This is a genomic window from Mucilaginibacter sp. SJ, from assembly GCF_028993635.1.
In the GTDB taxonomy this organism is placed as follows: Bacteria; Bacteroidota; Bacteroidia; order Sphingobacteriales; family Sphingobacteriaceae; genus Mucilaginibacter.
The window spans coordinates 2,161,507-2,183,172 of record NZ_CP118631.1 but is presented as its reverse complement, the minus strand read 5'-3'; the positions used below and the strand labels follow the sequence as shown (position 1 = coordinate 2,183,172).

Annotated in this window: 17 protein-coding genes; 8 read left to right on the top strand and 9 right to left on the bottom strand. The window is 42.3% G+C overall.

Annotation, left to right across the window (positions count from 1 at the left end; genetic code table 11):
- Positions 1 to 4: 4 nt before the first annotated feature.
- The 3 genes from MusilaSJ_RS08775 to MusilaSJ_RS08765 all read right to left on the bottom strand — a co-directional run bounded on the left by MusilaSJ_RS08775 (position 5) and on the right by MusilaSJ_RS08765 (position 4,105).
- Positions 5 to 2,773, bottom strand: coding sequence for a TonB-dependent receptor (locus MusilaSJ_RS08775; RefSeq protein WP_274989614.1), 2,769 nt, complete (start codon positions 2,771 to 2,773; stop codon positions 5 to 7).
- Between the two features lie 34 nt (positions 2,774 to 2,807).
- Positions 2,808 to 3,368, bottom strand: coding sequence for a carboxymuconolactone decarboxylase family protein (locus tag MusilaSJ_RS08770; protein WP_274989613.1), 561 nt, complete (start codon positions 3,366 to 3,368; stop codon positions 2,808 to 2,810).
- A gap of 188 nt (positions 3,369 to 3,556) precedes the next feature.
- Positions 3,557 to 4,105: a hypothetical protein gene (locus MusilaSJ_RS08765; RefSeq protein ID WP_274989612.1), complete on the bottom strand. Its 549-nt coding sequence runs from the start codon at positions 4,103 to 4,105 to the stop codon at positions 3,557 to 3,559.
- Between the two features lie 278 nt (positions 4,106 to 4,383).
- Here MusilaSJ_RS08765 and MusilaSJ_RS08760 point away from each other — a divergent pair, with 278 nt between their 5' ends.
- Complete coding sequence (locus MusilaSJ_RS08760; protein WP_274989611.1) at positions 4,384 to 4,860, top strand: organic hydroperoxide resistance protein; 477 nt, start codon at positions 4,384 to 4,386, stop codon at positions 4,858 to 4,860.
- Between the two features lie 97 nt (positions 4,861 to 4,957).
- Here the strand turns inward: MusilaSJ_RS08760 and MusilaSJ_RS08755 are convergent, their stop codons facing one another.
- The 6 genes from MusilaSJ_RS08755 to MusilaSJ_RS08730 all read right to left on the bottom strand — a co-directional run bounded on the left by MusilaSJ_RS08755 (position 4,958) and on the right by MusilaSJ_RS08730 (position 9,073).
- A complete protein-coding gene (locus MusilaSJ_RS08755) occupies positions 4,958 to 5,638 on the bottom strand; it encodes a metal-dependent hydrolase (RefSeq protein ID WP_274989610.1) in 681 nt (226 codons plus the stop codon).
- A 33-nt stretch (positions 5,639 to 5,671) separates the two neighbouring features.
- Entirely contained in the window at positions 5,672 to 6,088 is a 417-nt protein-coding gene (locus tag MusilaSJ_RS08750; protein WP_274989609.1) for a hypothetical protein, read from the bottom strand.
- A gap of 63 nt (positions 6,089 to 6,151) precedes the next feature.
- The gene (locus tag MusilaSJ_RS08745) at positions 6,152 to 6,304 is read right to left on the bottom strand and encodes a hypothetical protein (RefSeq protein ID WP_274989608.1); all 153 of its coding nucleotides are present in this window, start codon (positions 6,302 to 6,304) and stop codon (positions 6,152 to 6,154) included.
- Between the two features lie 20 nt (positions 6,305 to 6,324).
- The gene (locus MusilaSJ_RS08740) at positions 6,325 to 7,125 is read right to left on the bottom strand and encodes a DUF1223 domain-containing protein (protein ID WP_274989607.1); all 801 of its coding nucleotides are present in this window, start codon (positions 7,123 to 7,125) and stop codon (positions 6,325 to 6,327) included.
- A gap of 183 nt (positions 7,126 to 7,308) precedes the next feature.
- Positions 7,309 to 8,070: a LytR/AlgR family response regulator transcription factor gene (locus tag MusilaSJ_RS08735; protein ID WP_274989606.1), complete on the bottom strand. Its 762-nt coding sequence runs from the start codon at positions 8,068 to 8,070 to the stop codon at positions 7,309 to 7,311.
- Positions 8,051 to 9,073, bottom strand: coding sequence for a sensor histidine kinase (locus MusilaSJ_RS08730; protein WP_274989605.1), 1,023 nt, complete (start codon positions 9,071 to 9,073; stop codon positions 8,051 to 8,053). Before MusilaSJ_RS08730 ends, MusilaSJ_RS08735 begins: the two co-directional genes overlap by 20 nt.
- A gap of 115 nt (positions 9,074 to 9,188) precedes the next feature.
- On the opposite strand from MusilaSJ_RS08730, the gene MusilaSJ_RS08725 reads away from it, so the two are divergent.
- The 7 genes from MusilaSJ_RS08725 (at position 9,189) to MusilaSJ_RS08695 (ending at position 21,660) form a co-directional block, all read left to right on the top strand.
- On the top strand, positions 9,189 to 9,350 hold the full coding sequence (locus tag MusilaSJ_RS08725) for a hypothetical protein (RefSeq protein ID WP_274989604.1): 162 nt from the start codon (positions 9,189 to 9,191) through the stop codon (positions 9,348 to 9,350).
- 121 nt (positions 9,351 to 9,471) lie between these two features.
- Positions 9,472 to 10,011 carry an RNA polymerase sigma-70 factor gene (locus tag MusilaSJ_RS08720; protein WP_175489876.1) on the top strand — a complete coding sequence of 180 codons (540 nt, stop codon included), beginning with the start codon at positions 9,472 to 9,474 and terminating at the stop codon, positions 10,009 to 10,011.
- A gap of 240 nt (positions 10,012 to 10,251) precedes the next feature.
- Positions 10,252 to 11,313, top strand: a complete 1,062-nt coding sequence (locus MusilaSJ_RS08715) for a FecR family protein (protein ID WP_274989603.1) — start codon at positions 10,252 to 10,254, stop codon at positions 11,311 to 11,313.
- Between the two features lie 194 nt (positions 11,314 to 11,507).
- Positions 11,508 to 14,879 (top strand): TonB-dependent receptor, encoded by a 3,372-nt coding sequence (locus MusilaSJ_RS08710; protein ID WP_274989602.1) that lies wholly within the window; start codon positions 11,508 to 11,510, stop codon positions 14,877 to 14,879.
- Positions 14,880 to 14,886: 7 nt separating this feature from the next.
- Positions 14,887 to 16,365 carry a RagB/SusD family nutrient uptake outer membrane protein gene (locus MusilaSJ_RS08705; protein WP_274989601.1) on the top strand — a complete coding sequence of 493 codons (1,479 nt, stop codon included), beginning with the start codon at positions 14,887 to 14,889 and terminating at the stop codon, positions 16,363 to 16,365.
- Positions 16,366 to 16,438: 73 nt separating this feature from the next.
- Positions 16,439 to 18,637 (top strand): alpha-N-acetylglucosaminidase, encoded by a 2,199-nt coding sequence (locus tag MusilaSJ_RS08700; protein ID WP_274989600.1) that lies wholly within the window; start codon positions 16,439 to 16,441, stop codon positions 18,635 to 18,637.
- A 65-nt stretch (positions 18,638 to 18,702) separates the two neighbouring features.
- On the top strand, positions 18,703 to 21,660 hold the full coding sequence (locus tag MusilaSJ_RS08695; RefSeq protein WP_274989599.1) for a beta-galactosidase: 2,958 nt from the start codon (positions 18,703 to 18,705) through the stop codon (positions 21,658 to 21,660).
- The last annotated feature ends 6 nt before the right edge of the window (positions 21,661 to 21,666 follow it).

Below are 21,666 nucleotides of genomic sequence, written 5' to 3'. Positions count from 1 at the left end.
TGTTCTATTTTAAAAGGTCATCAAATACGATTGATACATAATAAATGGCGCCAATTGCAGGCGAACCATATGATTGGTAAATACGGTTGTTGAAGATATTGCTGCCACCAACTTTAATGGTTGATTTAAATTTTGGCAGTTTTTTGTTGAACTGCAGATCAACAACTGAATAAGCATCTACGCGACCGGGACGGGTGCCGTTAAATGTTCCATACCAGTCGTAAGCAGTTTGCCAGTGCCATGCCGCGTTAAAACCGAAATCATTGATTACGTTGCTGTTGCCAAATGTTGCATTGGTGCTCCATTTTGGTGTATTGAAAGCCGCAATATTGTTAGGATTAGCGTTGCGAAGGTTAAATACTGATAAAGTTGTGTTACCACCCAAAGCGTAACCGCCATCAAGCAGGTAGGTAGCACCAGCGCTTGCTCCCTGTGCCGATACCTTATCAGGCGCATTGGTATACAACTGGAAGGCGTGAACTTTACCGTTGGGGATATCGGTTGCAGAGGCTGTAGTAACCTGGCCATCAGAACCAAGAATTGGATTGCTGGGTTGAATAACCACAGTATTCAGAATAAAGTTGGTGTAGCTGCTGTAATAGTAGTTTACGTCAATCAGTAATTTATCCATCATCAAGCCTTTATAGCCCACTTCAAATGCTTTTTGCTGCTCTGGTTTAATGTAGGCTACGCTCGCTTTTTGGAGCAGCCCTTTGTTTTGTTCGATAGCCTGTGGGAATGGCGTACCGCTTTGTACCGCCTTGCCAAACGCAGCGCCAAAAGCGCTTACCGATGACGAGGTGAACGAGTTTTCATAAACGTTTAAGCCCTTGCTGTTATTAGGCGCACCACCCAAAATAGTGATAGGGCCTACGTTAAGGTGGATAAACTGATCAACCGGGGTTGGGTTCCTGAAACCGGTTTGGTATGATGCCCTGAAGTTTGAGGTTTTATCAACCGTATAAACTGCCGAAAAGCGAGGGGTGAAGCTGCCTTTAAAGTTTTCGTTTTTATCGTAACGGATAGAGGCTGTTAGTTTCAGGTTATCATCAAACAATTTTTTAGCCGCTTGTACAAATGAACCGTATTCTTTGATGGTTACACGTTTGTCTTTATCGTCAAACAAGCTGCCATTGGTAAACATCCTGTAATCGCGGAAACTGCCGCCTGCCAAAAGCTCAAACACTTTTATGGCGCTGGTAAAATCATACTGGCCTTCAGCATGGTAAAATTTACTGTTACTGAAAACACCTGCGCCACTTAATCCATAATTATGAATTGATGCATTCTTAGCATTGTTAAATTCAGCAGTACCCGGTAAAAAACGGCCGTGGTCGGCAAAAGTCCTTGCGGCGGAATTGCTGTTTGGTGTAACGCCACTTACCGAACCGTTAAATGCTGCGGCATAGCGTGTAAACCATGTATCATCGGCTTTATCGGGAGTTACGGTATTGCCGTTCAGGTCTTTTACCCAGTCACGGTTGATGAATTGGGCCAGGGAGCGGGTATTGTATGAGTCGTGCGAATTTTCTTCAACCGAGTAGCCGCGGACGAAGAAGTTGCTGCCTTTTAACTCAATCCTGTGTGTTTGCAAAACAAAGTTATTCAGGTCGAAACGGCTGCTACCTGTATAGCTTGCAGTACCGCGACCGTAGTTGTATTGGTAGATTGCCTCCAGATTATTGCTGAAACGGTACTGTAATGCTCCGTTAAGTTTAAGGCTGTAAACGTTATAGTTCATCAGGTCTTTTTCCTCATAACCTGTCCTTGAAACCAGGCCAATGCCGGGTAAGGTTTTCGTAACCTCATCTCCGTAAATGTTAAGCGCGTCGCGGCCGGGGTTGTTGGGGCCACGTTGTGCAGCCGGGGTTGAAGCGCTTACGTCGGTGTAATTATCAGCATACCAGTCGCGACCGGTTAAGTATGATGCATTCAGTTTAAACGCGAATTTATCGTTGAAGGCTTTGGCATAACGGGCGGCAAAATCATACAAGCCCTGTGGCTTAACTACCGATTCTCCAAAATGGTTAAGACCGCTTTTTACTTGCACGGTTAAGCCCTGGTATTTGAAAGGATCTTTAGTTTTAAGCGAAAGCAGGCCATTAAAAGCCACCGGCCCGTATAAGGCCGAAGCCGCGCCGGGGATAACTTCCACGCTTTCAATATCAATATCCGAAGCGCCAAAAAGGTTACCTACCGAAAAGTTTAAGCCGGGTGTTTGATTATCCACACCATCAACCAACTGCAAAAAACGGCTGTTACCTGTGCTATTAAAGCCGCGTGTGTTGATCTGTTTGTAGGTTAAACTGCTGGTAACCGATTCAATACCTTTTACACTTTGCAACCCATCGTAAAAAGTAAATGAAGGGTTATCCTTAATGGCTTTAAGGCTCATTTTTTCGATACTCACCGGCGATTGTAAAATGCTTTGGTAGATACGCGTAGCAGACGATACTACCTCATTGAGCACAATTGCCTTTTGTGTTAGCTTTATGCTGATGTCATTATTGGCAGATGTTACCTGGCTTTCCTGTACTTCAAAGCCTACCGCCGATATAACGATAGTGAAGGGCAGCTTTAATTTATTGGCGTTTAACGTATAGTTACCTTTGGAGTCGGTAGTGGTGCCGGTGAGTTTTCCTTTAACAGAGATACTGGCACCCGAAACAGGCTTGCCTGTAGCGATATCAGTAATATTACCCGTTATCTTAATTTCCTGGGCAAACGCGTTTATGGAGGTGAACAGTAATAAGACGAATAAAAGTTTTTTCATTGTGATTGGGTTTTACTTTAAATGAGGATTAGGGTTATTTTTTTAAATGATCATAGCCTTGTGGCAAACGGGTATAGCCATGGTTAACTAATCGCTCGGCCAGCACGTTGTAATAGCCGGCATCAGTAGGTAAGGCAGTGGCCAATCCGTCAACATAGCGGTTGTAATAGCAAAACAGGGCAGCTATGAGCACGGTATCATGGATCTCAATGTCGGTAGCTCCGGCAGCCTTGGCGCGGTCAATGGCTTCGGTAGTTACATTCCGGCCGTTTTGAGCGGTTAGTTTGGCAATGGTAAGCAGAGCTTTCATTTTCTCGGTAACCGGGGCGGTTTCAATGTTTTCTTTTACTTTTTGTGCTGTTTCGGCTTCACCGGCCAGTAAGTCTGCGGCCGCAGTGTGCGCGGTAGTACAAAAGGTGCATTGGTTGTTGTACGATACCACAGTGGCAATCAATTCACGATCGGCTTCAGACAAGGTTGACGGCCCGCGCAATAAAAACTGTGTAAGGTTACGGATAGGTTGTGCCGGTTCTTTGGCATACTCCAATAGGCCGGTAATGCCCGGCAAATGGCTTTCAAGGGTAATATAAGGCATAGATAATTTTTGAATGTTTGTAGGTTGGGGTAGAGGATGTGCCTGCCTGTAGATTATTAATGCTATCGATATATAGCTATTCTCGTGGCTTTTGCACTACGAATAAACTATCGGCAGAAATAAATAATAACACAGCAGTAGAGTGTCACAACCACTACCCTAAAAAATGAATTAAAACAGGGAGAAGATTAGCAAACGGCTTTTGGCGGTTGCTCCGGAATATTCTGGTGAGCAGGAATTAACTGTTGAACCGGGTGAACAACAATTTGTTGAGTATATTTTATAGGGCAGTTAAACTCAAAGTGCACAAAGGCAAAATTGAAATTGTCCTGCATAACTATCTTACCAAAGGGTACATGCTCTTTTTGCGGTACAGGGTTCTCTTTTGCATCCCTGGCGTCGATGATGTTTTTATCGGCGAGGCGGGTGGTTTCATAATTAGGAACGCACATTAAATAAATGGCATGCCTCGTTATCCGCATTTTTTGATAATTATAATTATTGCTGCCAAACTGGATCTGCCCATGAATGTTCTCATAGCTTTTCCAATCGGTTATGCCCGGCATATTTACAGGAATAACCACTTCGGTAAGGTCTTTCACATTGTAAAAGCCTTTGGCTGTTTGTTGTGCAAAGTACTTGTTGCTTTTGTAAACCATAAACTGATGCAATGCCAATTGACCGCCTATATTAAGCAGGTGAATGCTAAGCAACATGAGGGCAACAAACTTCTTCAATTGGTTTACGTGCAAAGGGTTTCTTAAAATTGCTGTTTATAAACGTAGTATCCAAATTTATTTAGAATAATTATGCGTATGCATGGCTCATTTTCTTTATTCGTTATCGATTGTAATTAAAAGTTTCAAGAGCCCTTTTTGTAGGTGACTTTTCAGTTTAAAAATTGTCCGGTTCGGCATATGCAATGTCCGGTTCACATAGTTAGTGATAGGGCACCGGGCGATATCAGGGTATCTTTGAGCATACAAAAAAACAAAAATATTTAATAAATAACACAATGGAAACTATTCAAGAATCAGGTATCAGTAAGATCAAGGTTATCAACGCTATCTCAGCTAATAAAATTGACAAAGTATTATATACCGGTAAAGTTCGTACAGTTGGCGGTCGTGACGGTGGTTCATCTGTTAGTACCGATGGCCAGTTGGATATCAAACATTCAACTCCCGGAACCCCTAAACCAGGAACTAATCCCGAACAATTATTTGCCGCTGGTTGGTCAGCATGTTTTGAAGGCGCCATCGGTATTGCTGCCGCTAAAAAAAGGATTGCACTCCCTGCCGAATTGGCTATTGATGCAGAAGTGGATTTGGGTATCACTACCGGTGCTTATTTCCTTCAAGCCCGTTTAAATGTAAGTTTGCCAGGTTTGGATGTAGAAGTAGCCAAAGCATTGATTGAAGAAGCACACCAAACATGTCCTTATTCAAAATTAACTTACGGTAACATCAATTTTGAGATCAATTTAGTGTAAACCCCCTCCGCCCCCTGAAGGGGGTACTTTAAAAGTCATAAAAAGGCCTGCTCCTTTTAAAAGGAGCAGGCCTTTTTATATATGGAAAATCACAGATTTAAATCTCTATGCTCTCGCCAATGGCTGGTAAAAATAATTTTAATCCGGCTTTTTCAAATTCACCAACTGCTTCGTCCTTATCTATTTTAATAAAACCAAAAGTATCGTAATGAACGCCCAAAACTTTATTGGCCTTAACAAGCTTTGCAGCTTCAATGGCGTCCTCAACGCCCATCGTTAACACATCACCGATAGGAAAAACCGCGAAATCGAGATCAACCCATTTGGCCACCAGTTCCATATCTAAGGTGAGACCAGTATCGCCGCTGTAATACAGATTGCCATCATCAGTCTTTAAAGCATAGCCGCAGGCTACACCTGCATAGCTACCATCCGGAAAGCTGGCCGAATGTTGTGCGATGAACGATTTTGCTGTGCCAAAATCAAAGGTCACTTTACCGCCCGGGTTTAAAGGATGCACATTTTTAACGCCTTTTTTGCTGAAGTAATCGTACACTTCATAAATACCCACAACCATAGCGCCTGTACGGTTGGCTATAGTTTCCGCATCCAAAATATGATCATAATGACCGTGCGATACAAAAATATAATCGGCTTTAATTTCATCAATGTTGATGTCTTTAGCCAGTTCGTTGCCTGTAATAAAGGGATCAAACAGGATGTGTTTACCCCCGGCAACTACCGAGAAGCATGAGTGACCGTAATAGTTGAGTTTCATTGGTTTGCTTTTTTATGTTAATGATGATTAGTTTCAAAGCGGAGTAAATGTATTTATAGCTGGCATTGGCAATAGCTTAAAATGATCATAGGTTGTATGGCTAAATTTACCTGTTACAATGTTTACTTTCGGGTATGGAAGTGTCATCTTTTTAAGCAGGATGTTATCGGCCGAATAATAAGCTGTGTACGGATCAGGTTTTTTGTTTAAGCCGACAGGACGCATGTTATCCGCTTGATTTTGTTTACCGGAATTAGGCCCCGGCAACCTGAACTCCGGTGATAATTGTGAAGCATCAAAGCGGCCTGTTTTGGAGGAATAGTTGTGTCCTCCTGTCGGCAGGTTTATTTTAAAAGTAAAGGCCTGTTCTGTACAGTTTAATTCATTTGCCTGTGCATAGGCACCTATACTGCAAAATGTGGTTATGGCTATTAGCAGTAATTTTTTCATGATAGTATTTATTCAAAACACAAGCGACCCATTTCGGGTCGCTCGTGTTTATATGAGATTTATTTAATTATTTTCTGCCGGTTTTTTTCTCCTTCCCGGAACGCAGGTCATTTCGCAATCCTGCGGGTTGCGCTCGAATGGCGCCCTTGTGAGGAATGATAATGAGAATAGTGACAGAAAGCCCATCAATAACCGGCCTTGTTTCAACTTGCTCATGATTTTTGAATTTATGTTTGTTATAATTTGGCAACTGCTTCGCTGGTTAAAACGGCTTTTGTTGCTGTTAAAACCTCGCCATTATCTTTATTTTGTATAAAGCCAACTACCTCCCAACCTTGCTGATTAAACTCTTTAGGAACGTTGATGATGGTTTGGCCTTTTTTTGCCTGGCTTAGGGCAATTGTTTTTAAGTCGCGCACTATTTGGGCGTGCGATAAAGTTCTGCCTTCGTTTTCGCCGCGTGCAACTTTGCTGATGGCTGTTTTTTGCACAATGGCTATCAGCAATTGCTGGTTATCAGTGTTGCCTGATAGTTCGTAATTTACAGCAAGCTTATCGCCGGTTTGTTGCCCTTTTAAGGAAACCTGTACTGTTTGTGCTGTTGTTAAAGCACTTGAAATGGCTTCACGAAGTGTAGGTTCATCCGAACCTACCATTTCGGTTTTACCATTAACAATAACCTGAGGTGTATAAACCTGGGCATTTAAATGGTAGCTATATTCCTTTTGGCGTTTTGAAAACATGGCATTGCTGAATACATCTTTCCAGCCGAGGTTATTCCAATAGTCCACATGGTAAGCCAATATGTAAACGGGTTTGTCCTGTGATTCTTTTTGGATCCTGGCCAGTAATTCATCAGCAGGAGGACAGCTTGAGCATCCTTCTGAGGTAAACAATTCTACCAAAGCAAAACCTTTTCCGGGCGTAGCGGTATTTTCAGTTTTAGGGGCATTTATTTTACGATTAGCGTAAGCTGCAGTAGCAAGCGCCAGTGCTACGGCACTAACACAAAAGCTAAAAATTTTTAAGGTTTTCATATCTCTCGATTTTTTATTTACTCAAAATTAGCCTTGAAATAGCCGCCAAAACAGCATAAAAAAGCCCAACCGGACATATCTACTGTTCAGTTGGGCTTTTGTTAAGTCGAAAGTTCTAAGTCTCAAGTCGAAAGTCTTTTTATTGAAACTTAGAACTTTCGACTTAAGACTTCCGACTTAGAACTACCTATTCTCGAGCCAGCTTAAAAATACCGGCGCTTTTTCTTTATTGATGAGTAATTTTTCGGGAGTAGGAACCACCAGCTTAACAAACAGCTTACGCATAAAATAATGTTCCACTTCTTTTATCGCACTAAAATTTACAATGTATTGCCTGTTTAGCCTGAAAAAATGATCGGGCGAAAGCTGGCTGCTGATCTGGTCGAGCGATTGGTTAACAACGTATTCCTGCTGATCAAATGTCATGATGGTTGATAGCTCGTTGCGGATATAAAAGAAAGCGATGTTATTGGTAAGTACGGTAATATACTTGTTGTTTTTAAATACCAGGAAGCTCTTTTTACCTGCAGGAGGCGTAACCTGCGATAACAGACTGCTGATATCGGGCAGCGAACCCTGCTGAAAAAAATTCCGCAGTTCATCTACTTTTTTAAAGGCATCGGCAATATCTGTTTTGGAGAAGGGTTTAAGCACGTAGTCAACACTGTTGGCCTTAAATGCTTCTAAGGAGTATTCATCAAAAGCGGTACAAAAAATAATAGGGCAGGACACCTTTACCGATTTAAAAATCTCGAAACACAAACCATCCGACAGTTGGATATCCATAAAAATAAGATCGGGCTGCTTGTTCTCTGAAAGATAGGCAACCGAGCTTTCAACACTCTGAAGCTTCGCAATTATTTTTGAGTGCGGCCTTAATTGTAATATGATACCTTCAAGCGAGCGGGCTGCTTTTAATTCGTCTTCAATGATGATAATGTTCATGTATAATAGGTAGTTTAACTTTGAATGTTTTATCCCCGGCAATGATTTCTATTTGTTTATCAAGCAGGTGATCGTAACGCAAATTGATATTCTTAAGCCCAACGCCTGTCGATGGTTCTTCAAAGCGTTTGGGTTTTATCTCGTTTTCCATAACAATGTTATCGCCCTCGGTATATAGTTTGATATGTAGTGGATGATCTAATGATACTACATTGTGTTTAATGCAATTTTCTATTAGGAGTTGTAAGGTGAATGGAGGGATCAGCGTACCGCGATATTGCTCATTAATGGTATTGGTAAAAATGAAACCGTCTTCAAAACGGGCTTTGAGCAAAAAATTATAGGCGTCAACAATATCCAGTTCGTCGGATAAATGAATAAGGTCCAACTTGCGGCTTTCAAGCGTAAAACGATAAAAGTTGGAGAGTTTCAGGATGAAATCAACCGAGTGTTGGTCATTAGTCTCAACCATCGCCTTTAGGGTATTGAGACTATTAAACAGGAAATGCGGGTTGATCTGCTGTTTCAACAGCTCATATTGTGCACCAAGGTTATCGGCTTTAATGCGTTCCAGCTCAACGTTAACCTGCTGGTTTTGGTAGTTCTGGTACAACAGGTTTATAAGCATGTAAAATACAAGGTTAATGAGGATGCCCCTTACCTCAATCATGAGCATCACCGGGCCAAAATTCAGATGCGTTAATATCAGTTGCTGTATGTAGGCTAAGGCCAGCATTACCCCCATACCTATTACCAGTGTGGTAAGGAGCCGGGAATAAGAAATACTTTTATTCAGCTGTTTATTGCCCGATTGCTTTGGCAGTGTATATATATTATAATACCACACAAACAGTGAAAAAGAAGCTGTGACTGCCGAATTAACTGCTGCTTCGGCAGGCTTGAAGTGGCGCTCAGCTATCTGGGGAACAGACGCCAGCAGGCCAAGGAAGATTGAACTGCTCCATATAATTCCGGGAGAGATTTTAAACGGTGTATCTTTCATTTATTGCAATATGTTACGGAATATGGATGGTTGCCGTACAAATATAAAGTTAATCCCGGCCTGTAAGCCAAATTCACCATCATGATGGTGAAAGCGATGTTAATCTTAATCTGTTTTGACCAAACAACTTAAATATTTCCGTTTTGGAGGCAAGTTACAACGGGTTGTGCTATCGAATTGCGGGTTTATGGTTGAACCGGGCGTTTTGATTCCCGGATTGGACATTTCGGAGCATGAAAATCAGCAAGGCGTAGCTGGATATGATATCGCCGGCTAATGATTTTATACGAATTCTACGGTATAAAATCACCCGGGAAAATAGCTCTGATCGAGATTTTTTACTTAAAATTGTACATTATTTCAGTTAACTGTGCTCTTTAAAAGCAAGCCGCTCAACATTGGAGATTAAAGAACTTATAGATTCCATTCATTATAACAATGATGAATCTGCCTTTAATGAACTATATAAGCTGCTGATCAATAACCTGAATCAGTTTGCCTGGTCCTTTTTGGGCGATAAGGAAGCTTGCGAGGAGATTATCAACGACCTTTTTGTAAATATCTGGACTGGCCGCCACAAGCTTAACAAGATCTCGAACCCTAAAGTATACTTTTATGTGGCTATAAAAAATGCCTGTCTTAACCATATCCGAAGCAACACCTCAAAAAGAAACCGCGACGCTCAACTTGCCGAAACCTATTATTTTCATTTATCGGTTGATCCGGCACAATTGCTCATCAGCAAAGAGCTGCAGGCTGGAGTTTTAAACGCTGTAAACAGTTTGCCGCCCCGTTGTAAGCTCATTTTTAAAATGGTTAAAGAGGATGATCTCTCCTGCAATGAGGTAGCCGATATCCTTGGCCTCTCCAACAAAACCGTATTTGCGCAGTTGGCCATTGCTTTGAAGAAATTGGATGAGGCGCTCGGAAATAAGTAGTTTTTTGAATTTTTAGCATCAAAGCTCGCGCTCGTTTGCAACGAGTGCGTAACTTGGGTTTGCGTTTATAACGCAACTGGCGATGCAATCGCCATTCCAAATTAAGCGCTCGTTGCAAACGAGCGCAAGAAGGTTCTTATTGGTATCGGAATCTTTTGAATCCCCCTCAAAAAAATATTTTAATTTCTTTTAGGAAAAACCCGGGGTAGCTGTGTCCTGAATGCTGAATACCGTATTACTATGAGCAAATCCAGGTTTATTGAGTTAATGGCTAAAAGTATGGGCGAATGCGCCAGTGCGGAAGAGTTGGCCGAACTCGACATGTTTCTTGAACAATTTCCCAATTATAAAAAAACGTACGAGGTTACTAATGCATTAAAAGGAAGCGGTGCGCAACCAGCCGAAGCAAAACCTGAAGATATTAACGGGAACCTGGAAGAGATCTGGAACCGGATCAAAAGCTCGAACGAAAATATGGAGGTTGATATTAAGGTAAGACCAATGTTCAGGTGGCAATGGGTTGCTGCGGCGGTACTGGTGCTTGTTACTACAGGCGTTTTATTTTATAACAGAGCGGCACAGCAGGATACTTTAACCGCCGAAAATATATTACATGAAATTCATGTGCCTTACGGCAAAACCGAAAAGCTCAAATTACCCGATGGCACACAGGTTACGCTGAATGCAGGCAGTACCTTTTCATATCCCGAGGCTTTTGAAAAAAATACCCGTGATGTAAGCCTTACCGGCGAAGGTTTTTTTGAAGTAACCAAAAATGCCAGGAAACCTTTCCTGGTACATACTGCCAGGCTTGTTGTAAAGGTATTGGGAACTGTGTTTAATGTAAAGGCCTATAATAATGATAAAACCGTGGAAACCACATTGTTAAAAGGCAAGGTGCAGGTTGAATTAAAGAACAATCCCGAAAAAAAGATCATTCTGCTGCCTAATGAAAAGCTGATTGTTGTTAATAACCGGGAGCCTAAAAGCGCGAAACCTAAAGAGAGTAAAATTGAATACCAGGTAACCGAATTACCGGATGTTAGGCCCGATGAAGTAAAAGAAACAGCCTGGGTTGATAACCGCATCCTGTTCACCAACGAGATGTTTGAAGATGTGGCTGCTCAAATTGAACGCAAATACAACGTGCAGGTTGTGTTTGAAGATCAGGCGCTTCGTACCGAGCAGATAAGCGGTTTGCTTGATAAGGAATCGCTGCAGGAGGCTTTAGGTATTATTGAGATGACAACGCCGTTCAAATTCAGGGTGGATGGTAAAACTGTATTTCTTGCAAAAAAATAAAAACAAAATAAATTAACTAACCACTTAACCAACGCTTATGATATTGAAAACTTACCTGTCAGATTCCTGAAACATCCTCAAACAAACAAGGGAAGAGCTGCCACTCCTCCCCGCAAACAAATAGGATTTTATTAACGGAGTAAGCTATTGTAACACAGCACTTACTCCATCCATTTATTTTCAAAACAAATGTAATGAAAAAAACAAGAAGGGTGTTCCCGCTTCGTGGCGCGCCCGTATGTCTCAAAGTTATTTTGCTGATGAAAGCAGTATTTTTATTGGTCATGGTTACTTGTGTGCAAGTTTCTGCAAAAGTATACTCGCAGCAGAAATTTACGCTTAACCTAAAACAGGCTGAAGTAAGCAGTATCCTTACCAAAATTCAAAAACAAAGCGATTACCGTTTCTTTTACAACTATGCTTCCATCAAAAAGCTGGGCAAGGTTGACCTGGATGTAAAAGACGCAACAATTGATGAGCTGCTTGCCGTTATTATTGATGATAAGCTTTCCTACAAAATGAATGATGATCATGTGGTGATCATCGCCAACCAGGAGGATGCCAAAAGCCTTGCCCTTGTAAAAGGAAAAGTTGTTGATGCCAAAGGCGAACCGCTTATTGGCGTGAATATTCGGTTACAAGGGACTAATCAGGGCACCACTACCGATGCAAATGGTAATTTCAGTATTGATGCACCGGTAAATGGTGTGTTGGAAATATCTTATATCGGTTATGAAAAGAAGATCGTTACTATAACTGGAAATCAAACTTTAAATATAACCCTGGTAGCCCTTCCATCTGCCTTAACCGAAGTCGTGGTAGTAGGTTATGGTACTACTAAAAAGATAGATGTTACCGGTGCCGTAGCAAGCGTAAAAGGTACCGATATTCAAAATCTTCCTGTAGCATCAGCAACACAGGCTTTGGATGGCCGTGCCGCCGGTGTTAATATTGTGCGTAATGATGGTTCGCCGGGTGCTGCTTCAAGTATCCGTATCCGCGGTACCGGTACGTTAAACGATGCCAACCCGCTTGTTGTTGTTGATGGTGTGCCTACCAACAACCCTGACGCTTTAAGCGATATCAACCCCAACGATATTGCGTCCGTTGATATATTGAAGGATGCATCAGCAGCCGCAATATACGGTACGCGTGCAGCCAACGGCGTTGTATTGGTTACCACCAAAAGAGGTACTTATAATCAGAAATTAGCTACTACTATCAATTTTTACAACGGTTTTTCTAATACAACCAAATATCTTAAACTATTAACCGCGCCCGATTTATATTCATTGAAAAGGGAACGCTATACCAATGATGGTGTTGCTATCGATGCGCCATGGAACGACAGCTATTACGCCACTCAAAGAACCGACTGGCAGCGAGCCATTATGAAAACAGGCCATGTAATTAATGGTGATGTTAATCTTCAGGGCGGGAATGACGTATCTAACTATTATTGGTCTACCTCGGTTTATAATGAGGATGGCATCATTGATAAAACCGACTTTAAACGCTTCAGTACCCGCTTCAACTCAGAGCATAAGGTAACCGAATGGTTGAAATTGGGTGAAAATATCCAGTTAAGCTATGCCAATAACGTTGGGTTTGATAATAACAACTCGCAAACAGGCTTAATCTTCTCTGCACTACGCTTTAACCCTGCAATACCATTGGTTAATCCTGATGGTACTTATGGTACTTCTAAAGCTTTTGCTAACCAGTTAGGAGATATCAACAGCCCTTATGCTACCATACAAGAAGCGGACAGGTTTAATAAAAAGTATCGTGCACTGGCCAACGCTTTTGCCGAAATCTCGTTCCTGAAAGAGCTAAAACTTCGTGTTAATTACGCTTATGATGGTACTTTAAACCGTATTTACAATTTCAATATAGCAGATGTTAACCAGGCCAGGCAAAATACCGTCTCTCAGCTAACCCAAACAGAAGGTGAAACATCATCGCAATTAATTGAGTCGTTCCTGACTTATGATAAAGTGTTTGGTAAAAGCCATGTAACTTTTACAGGTGGTTATTCATACCAAAATTATAAAACTTACGGCTTTAGCGCATGGAGGGTTGGATACGATGACACCTCAGATGATCAACGCGTGCTTGGTACCGGCAATAGCCAGTTTAACAGTAGCGTGATACCTGATCAGTGGTCGTTACAGTCAGCATTCGGAAGGCTATTTTACGATTACAATGGAAGGTTCCTGGCCACTCTGACTTTCCGTGCAGACGGTTCTTCCAGGTTTGCACCATCAAAAAGGTGGGCTTATTTCCCTGCGTTCTCTGTGGGGTGGAGATTATCTAACGAGCAATTTATTAAAAACATAAGCTGGATAAGCAACCTGAAATTATCAGGCGGTTATGGTGAGCTTGGTAACCAAAACATAGGCACATTTCAATATGTCAGCTTAATAAAACTGGGCAGTACCTATGAAAATAACGGTTATACTTTTGGTGGTGTTGGTTATACAGGTGCGGCTGTTGCCACGCTTGCTAATACTGTCATTGCCTGGGAACGTACAGCCATGACCAATATCAGCTTAGATGCAGGCTTTTTAAATAACCAGTTAAATACAACATTAACCTGGTTCAATAAAAACACCAAGGATATGTTAATATCCCCGCCGGTTGTAGGTTCGGCCGGTTCGGTAAATATTCCTAACCAGAACATCGGTACTATGAATAACAAAGGTGTTGAAGTTGAATTTAATTACCATGGCGGTAATGATAAGGTAAAATATTCGGTTGGTGCTAATGCCTCGTTTATCAAAAACAAGGTGACCAAGCTAAACGGCGAAGGTACATTTGTTGGCTCAACGGTTTATGGTCGATCAAGTCAAGAAATTTCCCGCACTTACCAGGGCCAGCCAATAGCTTCATTTTATGGATGGAAAACCAATGGTTTATACCAAACACAGGCCGACATTGATAACGATCCGGCACTTAAAAATGACTCGCGTAAAAGTAGCATCAGACCTGGTGACGTTCGCTTCCTTGACCTGAATGGCGATGGTTTAATTGATGGTAACGACCGTACCAATCTGGGCAATCCCAATCCTAAGGTTACTGCCGGTTTACAAGGCAGTATATCATACAAAGGCTTTGATTTTTCTGCAAACTTTACCGGAGTATTTGGCGTGAGCCTTTACAATGCAGACAGAATGCAGGGTATCGACCCGACTTATCCGTTTAACCTTTATGCCGAAACTTTAGGCCGTTGGACAGGCGCGGGTACCAGTAATACTATCCCTCGTTTATCGCTTGACCGAGCTAATGACAACTATCGTACATCTGATCTGTTTGTTGAAAGTGGAAGCTATGTAAGCCTTAAAAATGCCACGTTAGGCTACACGCTTCCTACAAGCTGGTCAAAAAAGGCCACTTTAAAGAGTGTAAGGCTATACGCTTCCGGGCAAAACGTTTTTTTCATAACCGGTTATAAAGGCTATACGCCTGAGTTGGGTTATACCAACGGCAATTTGCAAAGAGGGGTTGATGTGGCTCAATACCCATCTACGAGGACAATAACATTTGGTGTAACAGTTAAATTATAACATCATCATGAAATCAAACAAACTAATATATACGCTTGTATCACTGGCCCTGATGGGCAGCGGCTGTAAAAAAGCGCTTGATTTAAAGCAACAGGGTGTTTACAGCTCAACCAATTATTTCCGTAACGAAACAGATGCTGTGAACGCTATAACCGGGATTTACAGCATTTTACCCGAGGAGGATTACATAGGCCATGCCGAATCAACATTTGACACACCATCTGACGATTATTGGCGCTCCGGCGATCATGGCGAGGATGAAGGCATCGAAAACTTAACCTATGACGCTTCAAACGCGGCCATCCGTTATCCCTGGAAATGGCGCTATGAAGAAATTAACCGTGCTACCAATTGTATCATCAATATTCCTAAAATAACAGCCATATCTGCCGATGTGAAAAATCGCAGTATGGGTGAGGCTTATTTTTTAAGGGCTTTCGGCTACTGGCGTTTAATGATCATCCAGGGAGACGTGCCTATTATTACAGAAGCTGATTACACATCGCTGAATTTTAACGTGCCTAAATCGCTTATCGAAGAAGTACGTAAACAAATTGAAGCTGATTTATTGAAAGCTGTTGATTTGCTGCCGGAAAGCTACGGCGCTGCTGATCGCGGCAGGGTAAGCAAAGGAACGGCGTTGGGTTTACTAACCAAGCTTTACATGTACTGGGAAAAATTACCCGAAGCTATTGCAACCGGTCAAAAAGTGATCTCAAATCCGGCATATGCGCTTGCTCCAAATTATACTGATAATTTTACCCGAGCAAATGAGAATAGTACTGAAATGCTTTTCTCAATTCAGGCCGTGCAAAATGTTGTTCAAAACGACTTTACTGTTTACTACATTCCGCGTCCATGGGGCGGCTACGGTTTTAGCCAGCCATTACAGGGACTTGCCAATGAGTTTGAAGCAGGTGATCCACGTAAGCAGGCTACTTTATTAAGTGTTGGCGATAAGGTAGACTTGGGCGATGGCAAGGGTTTAACAACCTTTACCGCCGATCTTTCGGCCACCGGTTATGCTTTTAAAAAGTATGCAGTATTTAATACCGAGGCAGATGGTGGCGGAGTTGACCACAGTTATGCTGTGCCTTTAATGCGTTCGGCTGATATTTACCTGTTAGTTGCCGAGGCATTGATCCGTACACAAGGTGCGGGCGCCGGTGATGCACTGATCAATCAGATCAGGCACAGGGCTTCTCCATTGTTAAAACCGGTTTCGGGAGCAGGGATGAAAGAGCTGATTCATGAGCGCCGTGTTGAACTGGCCGGCGAAGATCAACGCCACCAGGATTTGATGCGCTGGGATAAAAAGAACATAGTTGATATCGCCGCTATTTATAACCTCGCCGTTTCTAAAGCGCCGATTGATCAAAACAAAACGGTGACCTTTGTTCGCCCTAAAAATTATTATTTTCCAATCCCACAGGTTGAGATTGATAAGAGTAAGGGTGTGTTGGTACAGAACCCTAATTTTAAATAATAATATCATCATACCGGCGACAGGAGACATCCCTGTTGCCGGTATTTATTTTCCAGCGTTTAATTATCTATTGATGAGAAAGTGTTTACTTGTTTTTGCTGCTATTATTTCATTTGGCCTTAAAGCCGGCGCCCAGGTTGATCAAAAAGCCTCCTATGATTTTATTGAAAGGGTAGTCCCCGGTAAAAGTAATTTGTTTACTGTTGAATCTATCCCACAACAGAACGGTAAAGATGTGTTTGAACTGGAAAGCCGTAACGGTAAAATTGTGCTCAGGGGTATCAATGGCCTGTCAATAGCATCGGCATTAAATTACTATCTTAAAAATTATTGCTTTTGCGATATCGGCTGGAATGGCACTAATCTTAATTTGCCCGCTACCCTGCCGGCGGTAAAAGGCCTTATTCATAAAACTACGCCGTACCAATATCGCTACTATTTAAACTACTGTACTTTTAATTATACCATGGCCTGGTGGGATTGGGAGCGCTGGCAAAAGGAAATTGACTGGATGGCCCTGAATGGTATCAACATGCCGCTGGCTATCACTGGTGAAGAAGCCGTTTGGCAAACCGTTTACAAAGACATGGGCTTTACCGATAAACAACTTGATGAGTTTTTTAGCGGCCCCGCCTATTTTTCATGGTTTTGGATGGGTAACATTGATGCCTGGGGAGGCCCGCTGCCGCAGCATTGGATAGACTCGCACAAGGTATTACAAAAAAAGATTTTGGAGCGTGAGCGCTCTTTCGGGATGACGCCCGTATTATCTTCATTCACCGGCCACGTTCCGCCATCATTTAAAGATAAATTCCCCGGTGCTAAGGTTAAAAGAACCAACTGGGATGCCGGGTTTCCCGATGTTTTTATACTTGACCCCGACGATCCGATGTTTGAAACCATCGGTAAAAAATATATAGAGGCACAAACCAAAGAGTTCGGTACCGACCACCTGTACTCTGCCGATACTTTTAACGAAAACGTGCCGCCAACCAATGATTCAACCTACCTGGATGGCATGAGTAAAAAAGTGTTCAACTCCATGGCCGCTGCCGATCCTAAAGCTATCTGGGTAATGCAGGGCTGGATGTTTCACTATAATAACAAATTCTGGCAGCCGCAACAGATCAAAGCCCTGCTTAATGCTGTGCCAAACGAGCAGATGATAGTGCTTGATTTGTACAGCGATGCCCATCCGGTTTGGAACCGTACGGAAGCTTACTATGGTAAACCATGGATCTGGAGTATGCTGCAAAACTTTGGCGGTAATATCAGCTTGTTTGGCCGTATGCGCCACGTAGCTGCCGATCCGGCCATAGCCCTGCATGATCCCGAATCAAAAAATATGCGTGGTATTGGCGTTACACCCGAAGGCATAGAACAAAACCCTGCGCTGTTTGCCCTGATGCTGGAAAACGTTTGGCATGATACCCCGATTGATGCCGATAAGTGGGTGATGAACTATGCCCAGCGTCGTTACGGACAAGTAAATGCGCAAGCCAGTGAAGCATGGCATGTCCTGTTAAATTCGGTTTATTCGGGTGGTTTAACCGAAGGCGGCCCTGAATCAATTATTGTTGCAAGACCAACATTAAAAAAATATATCGACAGGGTGCTAACCAAACTGGATTATGATCCTATGCAATTGGTTAAAGCCTGGACATTGCTTATAAATGCTGCCGACAGCCTGAAACAAAGTGATGGTTTTCAGTATGACCTGGTTGATGTTACCCGGCAGGTGCTGGCTAACTATGCAAGTCCGTTGCAGCAGAAAATGGCACAGGCTTATCAAAATAAGGATCAGCAGCAGTTTAAATTATATAGCAGCCAGTTTTTGGAACTGATGGATGATATGGATGCTTTGCTAAGCACCCGTAAAGATTTCCTGTTGGGCAAATGGATCAACGAAGCAAGGGCTAATGGTGTAACCGATAAAGAGAAAAACCTGTATGAGTTTAACGCCCGTGACCTGGTTACCCTTTGGGGCGATAAAGAAAGTGGTTTGCGCGAATACTCAAACCGTCAATGGGCCGGTTTAATAAAAGGCTATTACAAGCCGCGTTGGGCAATGTACTTTGGTCTGCTGGATAAATCGTTATCAACCAAAACCGACTTTAATGCCGAAGCTTTTGATAAGCAGGTAAAAGATTGGGAATGGCAATGGGTAAACAAACACGATAATGCTTATACCGATGCAGCAAAAGGTGATGCCATTGAAAAATCAAAGCAATTGTTTGCGAAGTATAACGCGGTGATTTTAGGAACGCGATAAAAAAATATGAAGTTGAAGACTTACGAAGTTTTTAAAACTTCGTAAGTCTGGATTTTTGAAGAATCATGAGAATACGTTATACCATATTAACATTTATCTTACTGCTAACCGCTTTTACATCAGCCCACAGCCAGGGTTCCAATGATCATATTTTCCCGGCTTCAGCTATTGCTAAGCCTTATATCGATTTTGATAGTAAAGGTTTTATAGTTGAGGGTAAACGAACTTTCATTGCATCGGCAGGGTTAGAGTATGCCCGTATCCCGCACGAGCTTTGGTATGATAGATTGCTGAGGATCAAACAGGCAGGTTTTAATTGTATCGAGATCTATACTATTTGGAACTTTCATGAAGAACAGGAAGGCAAATTCAATTTTAGTGGCGATCATGATTTGGGCAAGTTTCTGGATATAGTAAAAGAGTTAGGTATGTATGCTATTGTACGCGTTGGCCCATATTATTGCGCTGAATGGGATAACGGTGGCTATCCGATATGGCTCAAATTTAAAAAAGGCCTTAGTGTGCGCGAGGACAATAAATCCTTTGAACAATATGTCGATCGCTTTTTTGATCATCTTTTACCGGTGGTTTTTCAAAGACAGATCAATAAAGGTGGGGCCGTAATACTGGTTCAGTTGGAAAATGAGCATCCCAACGGTTGGGGAACCGCTATGCCTGATGGTTATTTTAAACGTTTACAGGCAAAAGCCGTGGATATGGGTATTCAGATACCATATTTCTTCAGCGGATTACATCACGCCAGCGACCCTGCGGGCGATGGGAAGCTTGATGATGATAAACGGCCAAACCCATGGTTTTCTACCGAGTTTTGGGCGGTTGGGTATTCACAATACGGAGCAAAGCCTGGTGATGCCGAACTTTACGACAGACGCACCTGGAAGGTCATTGCACATGGCGGTAATGGTTATAACTATTACATGGCTCATGGTGGTTCAAACTTTGGCTATACCAATAATGATGAGGATGCTGCTTCATACGATTATGGTACAGCGATAGGTCAGGCCGGTGATTTGCGACCGATCTATTATACTTTTAAGCGCGCCGCATGGTTTTCGCGTAGCTTTCAGGACGTATTGGAGAATAGCACTAATGCTTCGGAAATTTACAAAGGCATTGCTGTTGATACAGCGGTTAAAATATCTGCCCGTACGAGCCCGGCAGGTGATCTGATATTTTTGGATAATCCGGGTACTGCCAAAATAAATGTGTCATTGAACATCAGCGGCGCAGAAGATTTGCTGGCCGATAAAAAGATCAGCGTTCAACCTCAAGAGATTTACCCTTTAGTCCACAATTATAAAATTAGTGATGAGGTTATACTTAATTGGGCTTTTAGCCGTGTATTCGCGATTGTAAAGCAGGATAATGCTACAACTATAATTGTTGATGCAGAAGCAGGCGATCCGTTGCTGCTTCGGTTTAATACAAAAAGTAAAGCTTCATCAATCTCGACTATTGTAAAAGTTATAAACGATCAGGTGGTTATCGATGAAAAGATGCCGTGTACCGGAGCAATACCTGTTGAGTATTCTTTCACCGCGGGTTCTCAAACTATCAGGATTTTGGCCACGAACAGGGCGCTGACTGACAAAACATGGATCACAGAAACCGGTGGGAAAAACTATATTATCAGTGGCCTAAATTATGTTGGAAAAAGCACCGTTCAAAACGGACAATTTACCATAGCATCAGAAACACCTTTAAACCAAAGTGCAGGTCAGAAAGCAATTCTGTATACCGATAATAAAGGATTTACTTTTAATACAGACGCTCCAAAAAATAGTCAGCCGCCAGCTATCAATCTATTCAACTGGCAATATAAAAATGCAGCCATCAATGCCGTATCAAACCTAAATACAAGCACCTGGCTCAAATCAAAAGATCCGCAACCCATGGGAGCCGATGCTGATATAACTGCCGATGCCTGGTATCGCACTACGTTAAACATACCATCCAACGGAAAATATACCTTACAAGTTAAAGGAGGCGGCAGGGGACAATCCTTTATAGACGGCAAACCTGCTGTTAAATGGAAACTGAATGATAACGAATTAATACTTAATCTTAGCAAAGGGAAGCATACACTAGCCGTTTTTGCGGCGCATGATGGCCGTGATAAGCTGGCCGCCTATCTTGGTCCCATAGACGAGGTGGATAGTAAGGGTCTTTTCGGCAGCGTCCTGATCAAAAAAGGCGGACCGTTTATTTCGGAACTTGGCAACTGGTATTTTATCAGGGCCAATAAAAAGGACGATGTAAAGCAAGGACCGCCAACATTTGATACATCAGCATACAAAAAGTATAAAATAGGCAATGACGTTTTTAACCTGAAAGAGGGTTATGCCTGGTTTCACACAACCATTCCGCAACAAGCCACGGGTACATCGAAAATAACAGTGTTGTTTAAAAGTGTTGATGAAAACGCTATGGTATTTATCAATGGTAAGCAGGTAGCACATCACGATGGCTGGAATCAACCATTTGAGGTAAATATCACTGATGCCGAAGCTTTAAAGCGTCCGATTGATCTTTCAGTATTTATCGAAAATTACTCAAACCAGGGTGGGATCGATCAACCGATAAAAATTAATGCCATCGGCGATGCCACAACGGTAACCGGCTGGCAACTGAAAGGTGGCCCGGGTGATATATTAGCTCCCCGAGGATGGACAAAGCTCGATGTAGCCAGGCAAATGAAAAACGCGCCGGCTTTTTATCGTACAACGTTCAGTGTTCCTCCATCAATGAGCGGTACATTCATCTGGCGTTTTGACCCTGTAGGATTAGGCCACGGTTCGGTTTGGGTTAATGGGCATAACCTCGGCAGATATCCTGAAAAGCTGGATATGAAAAGTCTTTATATCCCTGAATGCTGGCTCAACCCGGGTTTAAATCAACTGGTGGTTTATGACGAAGAAGGCAATAGTATCAATAAAACCCGTATTGTGGCCGAAGAAGCTGCAGGCCGGTTAATCAAAGAAATTTCAATACCCCTTAATTAATATAAT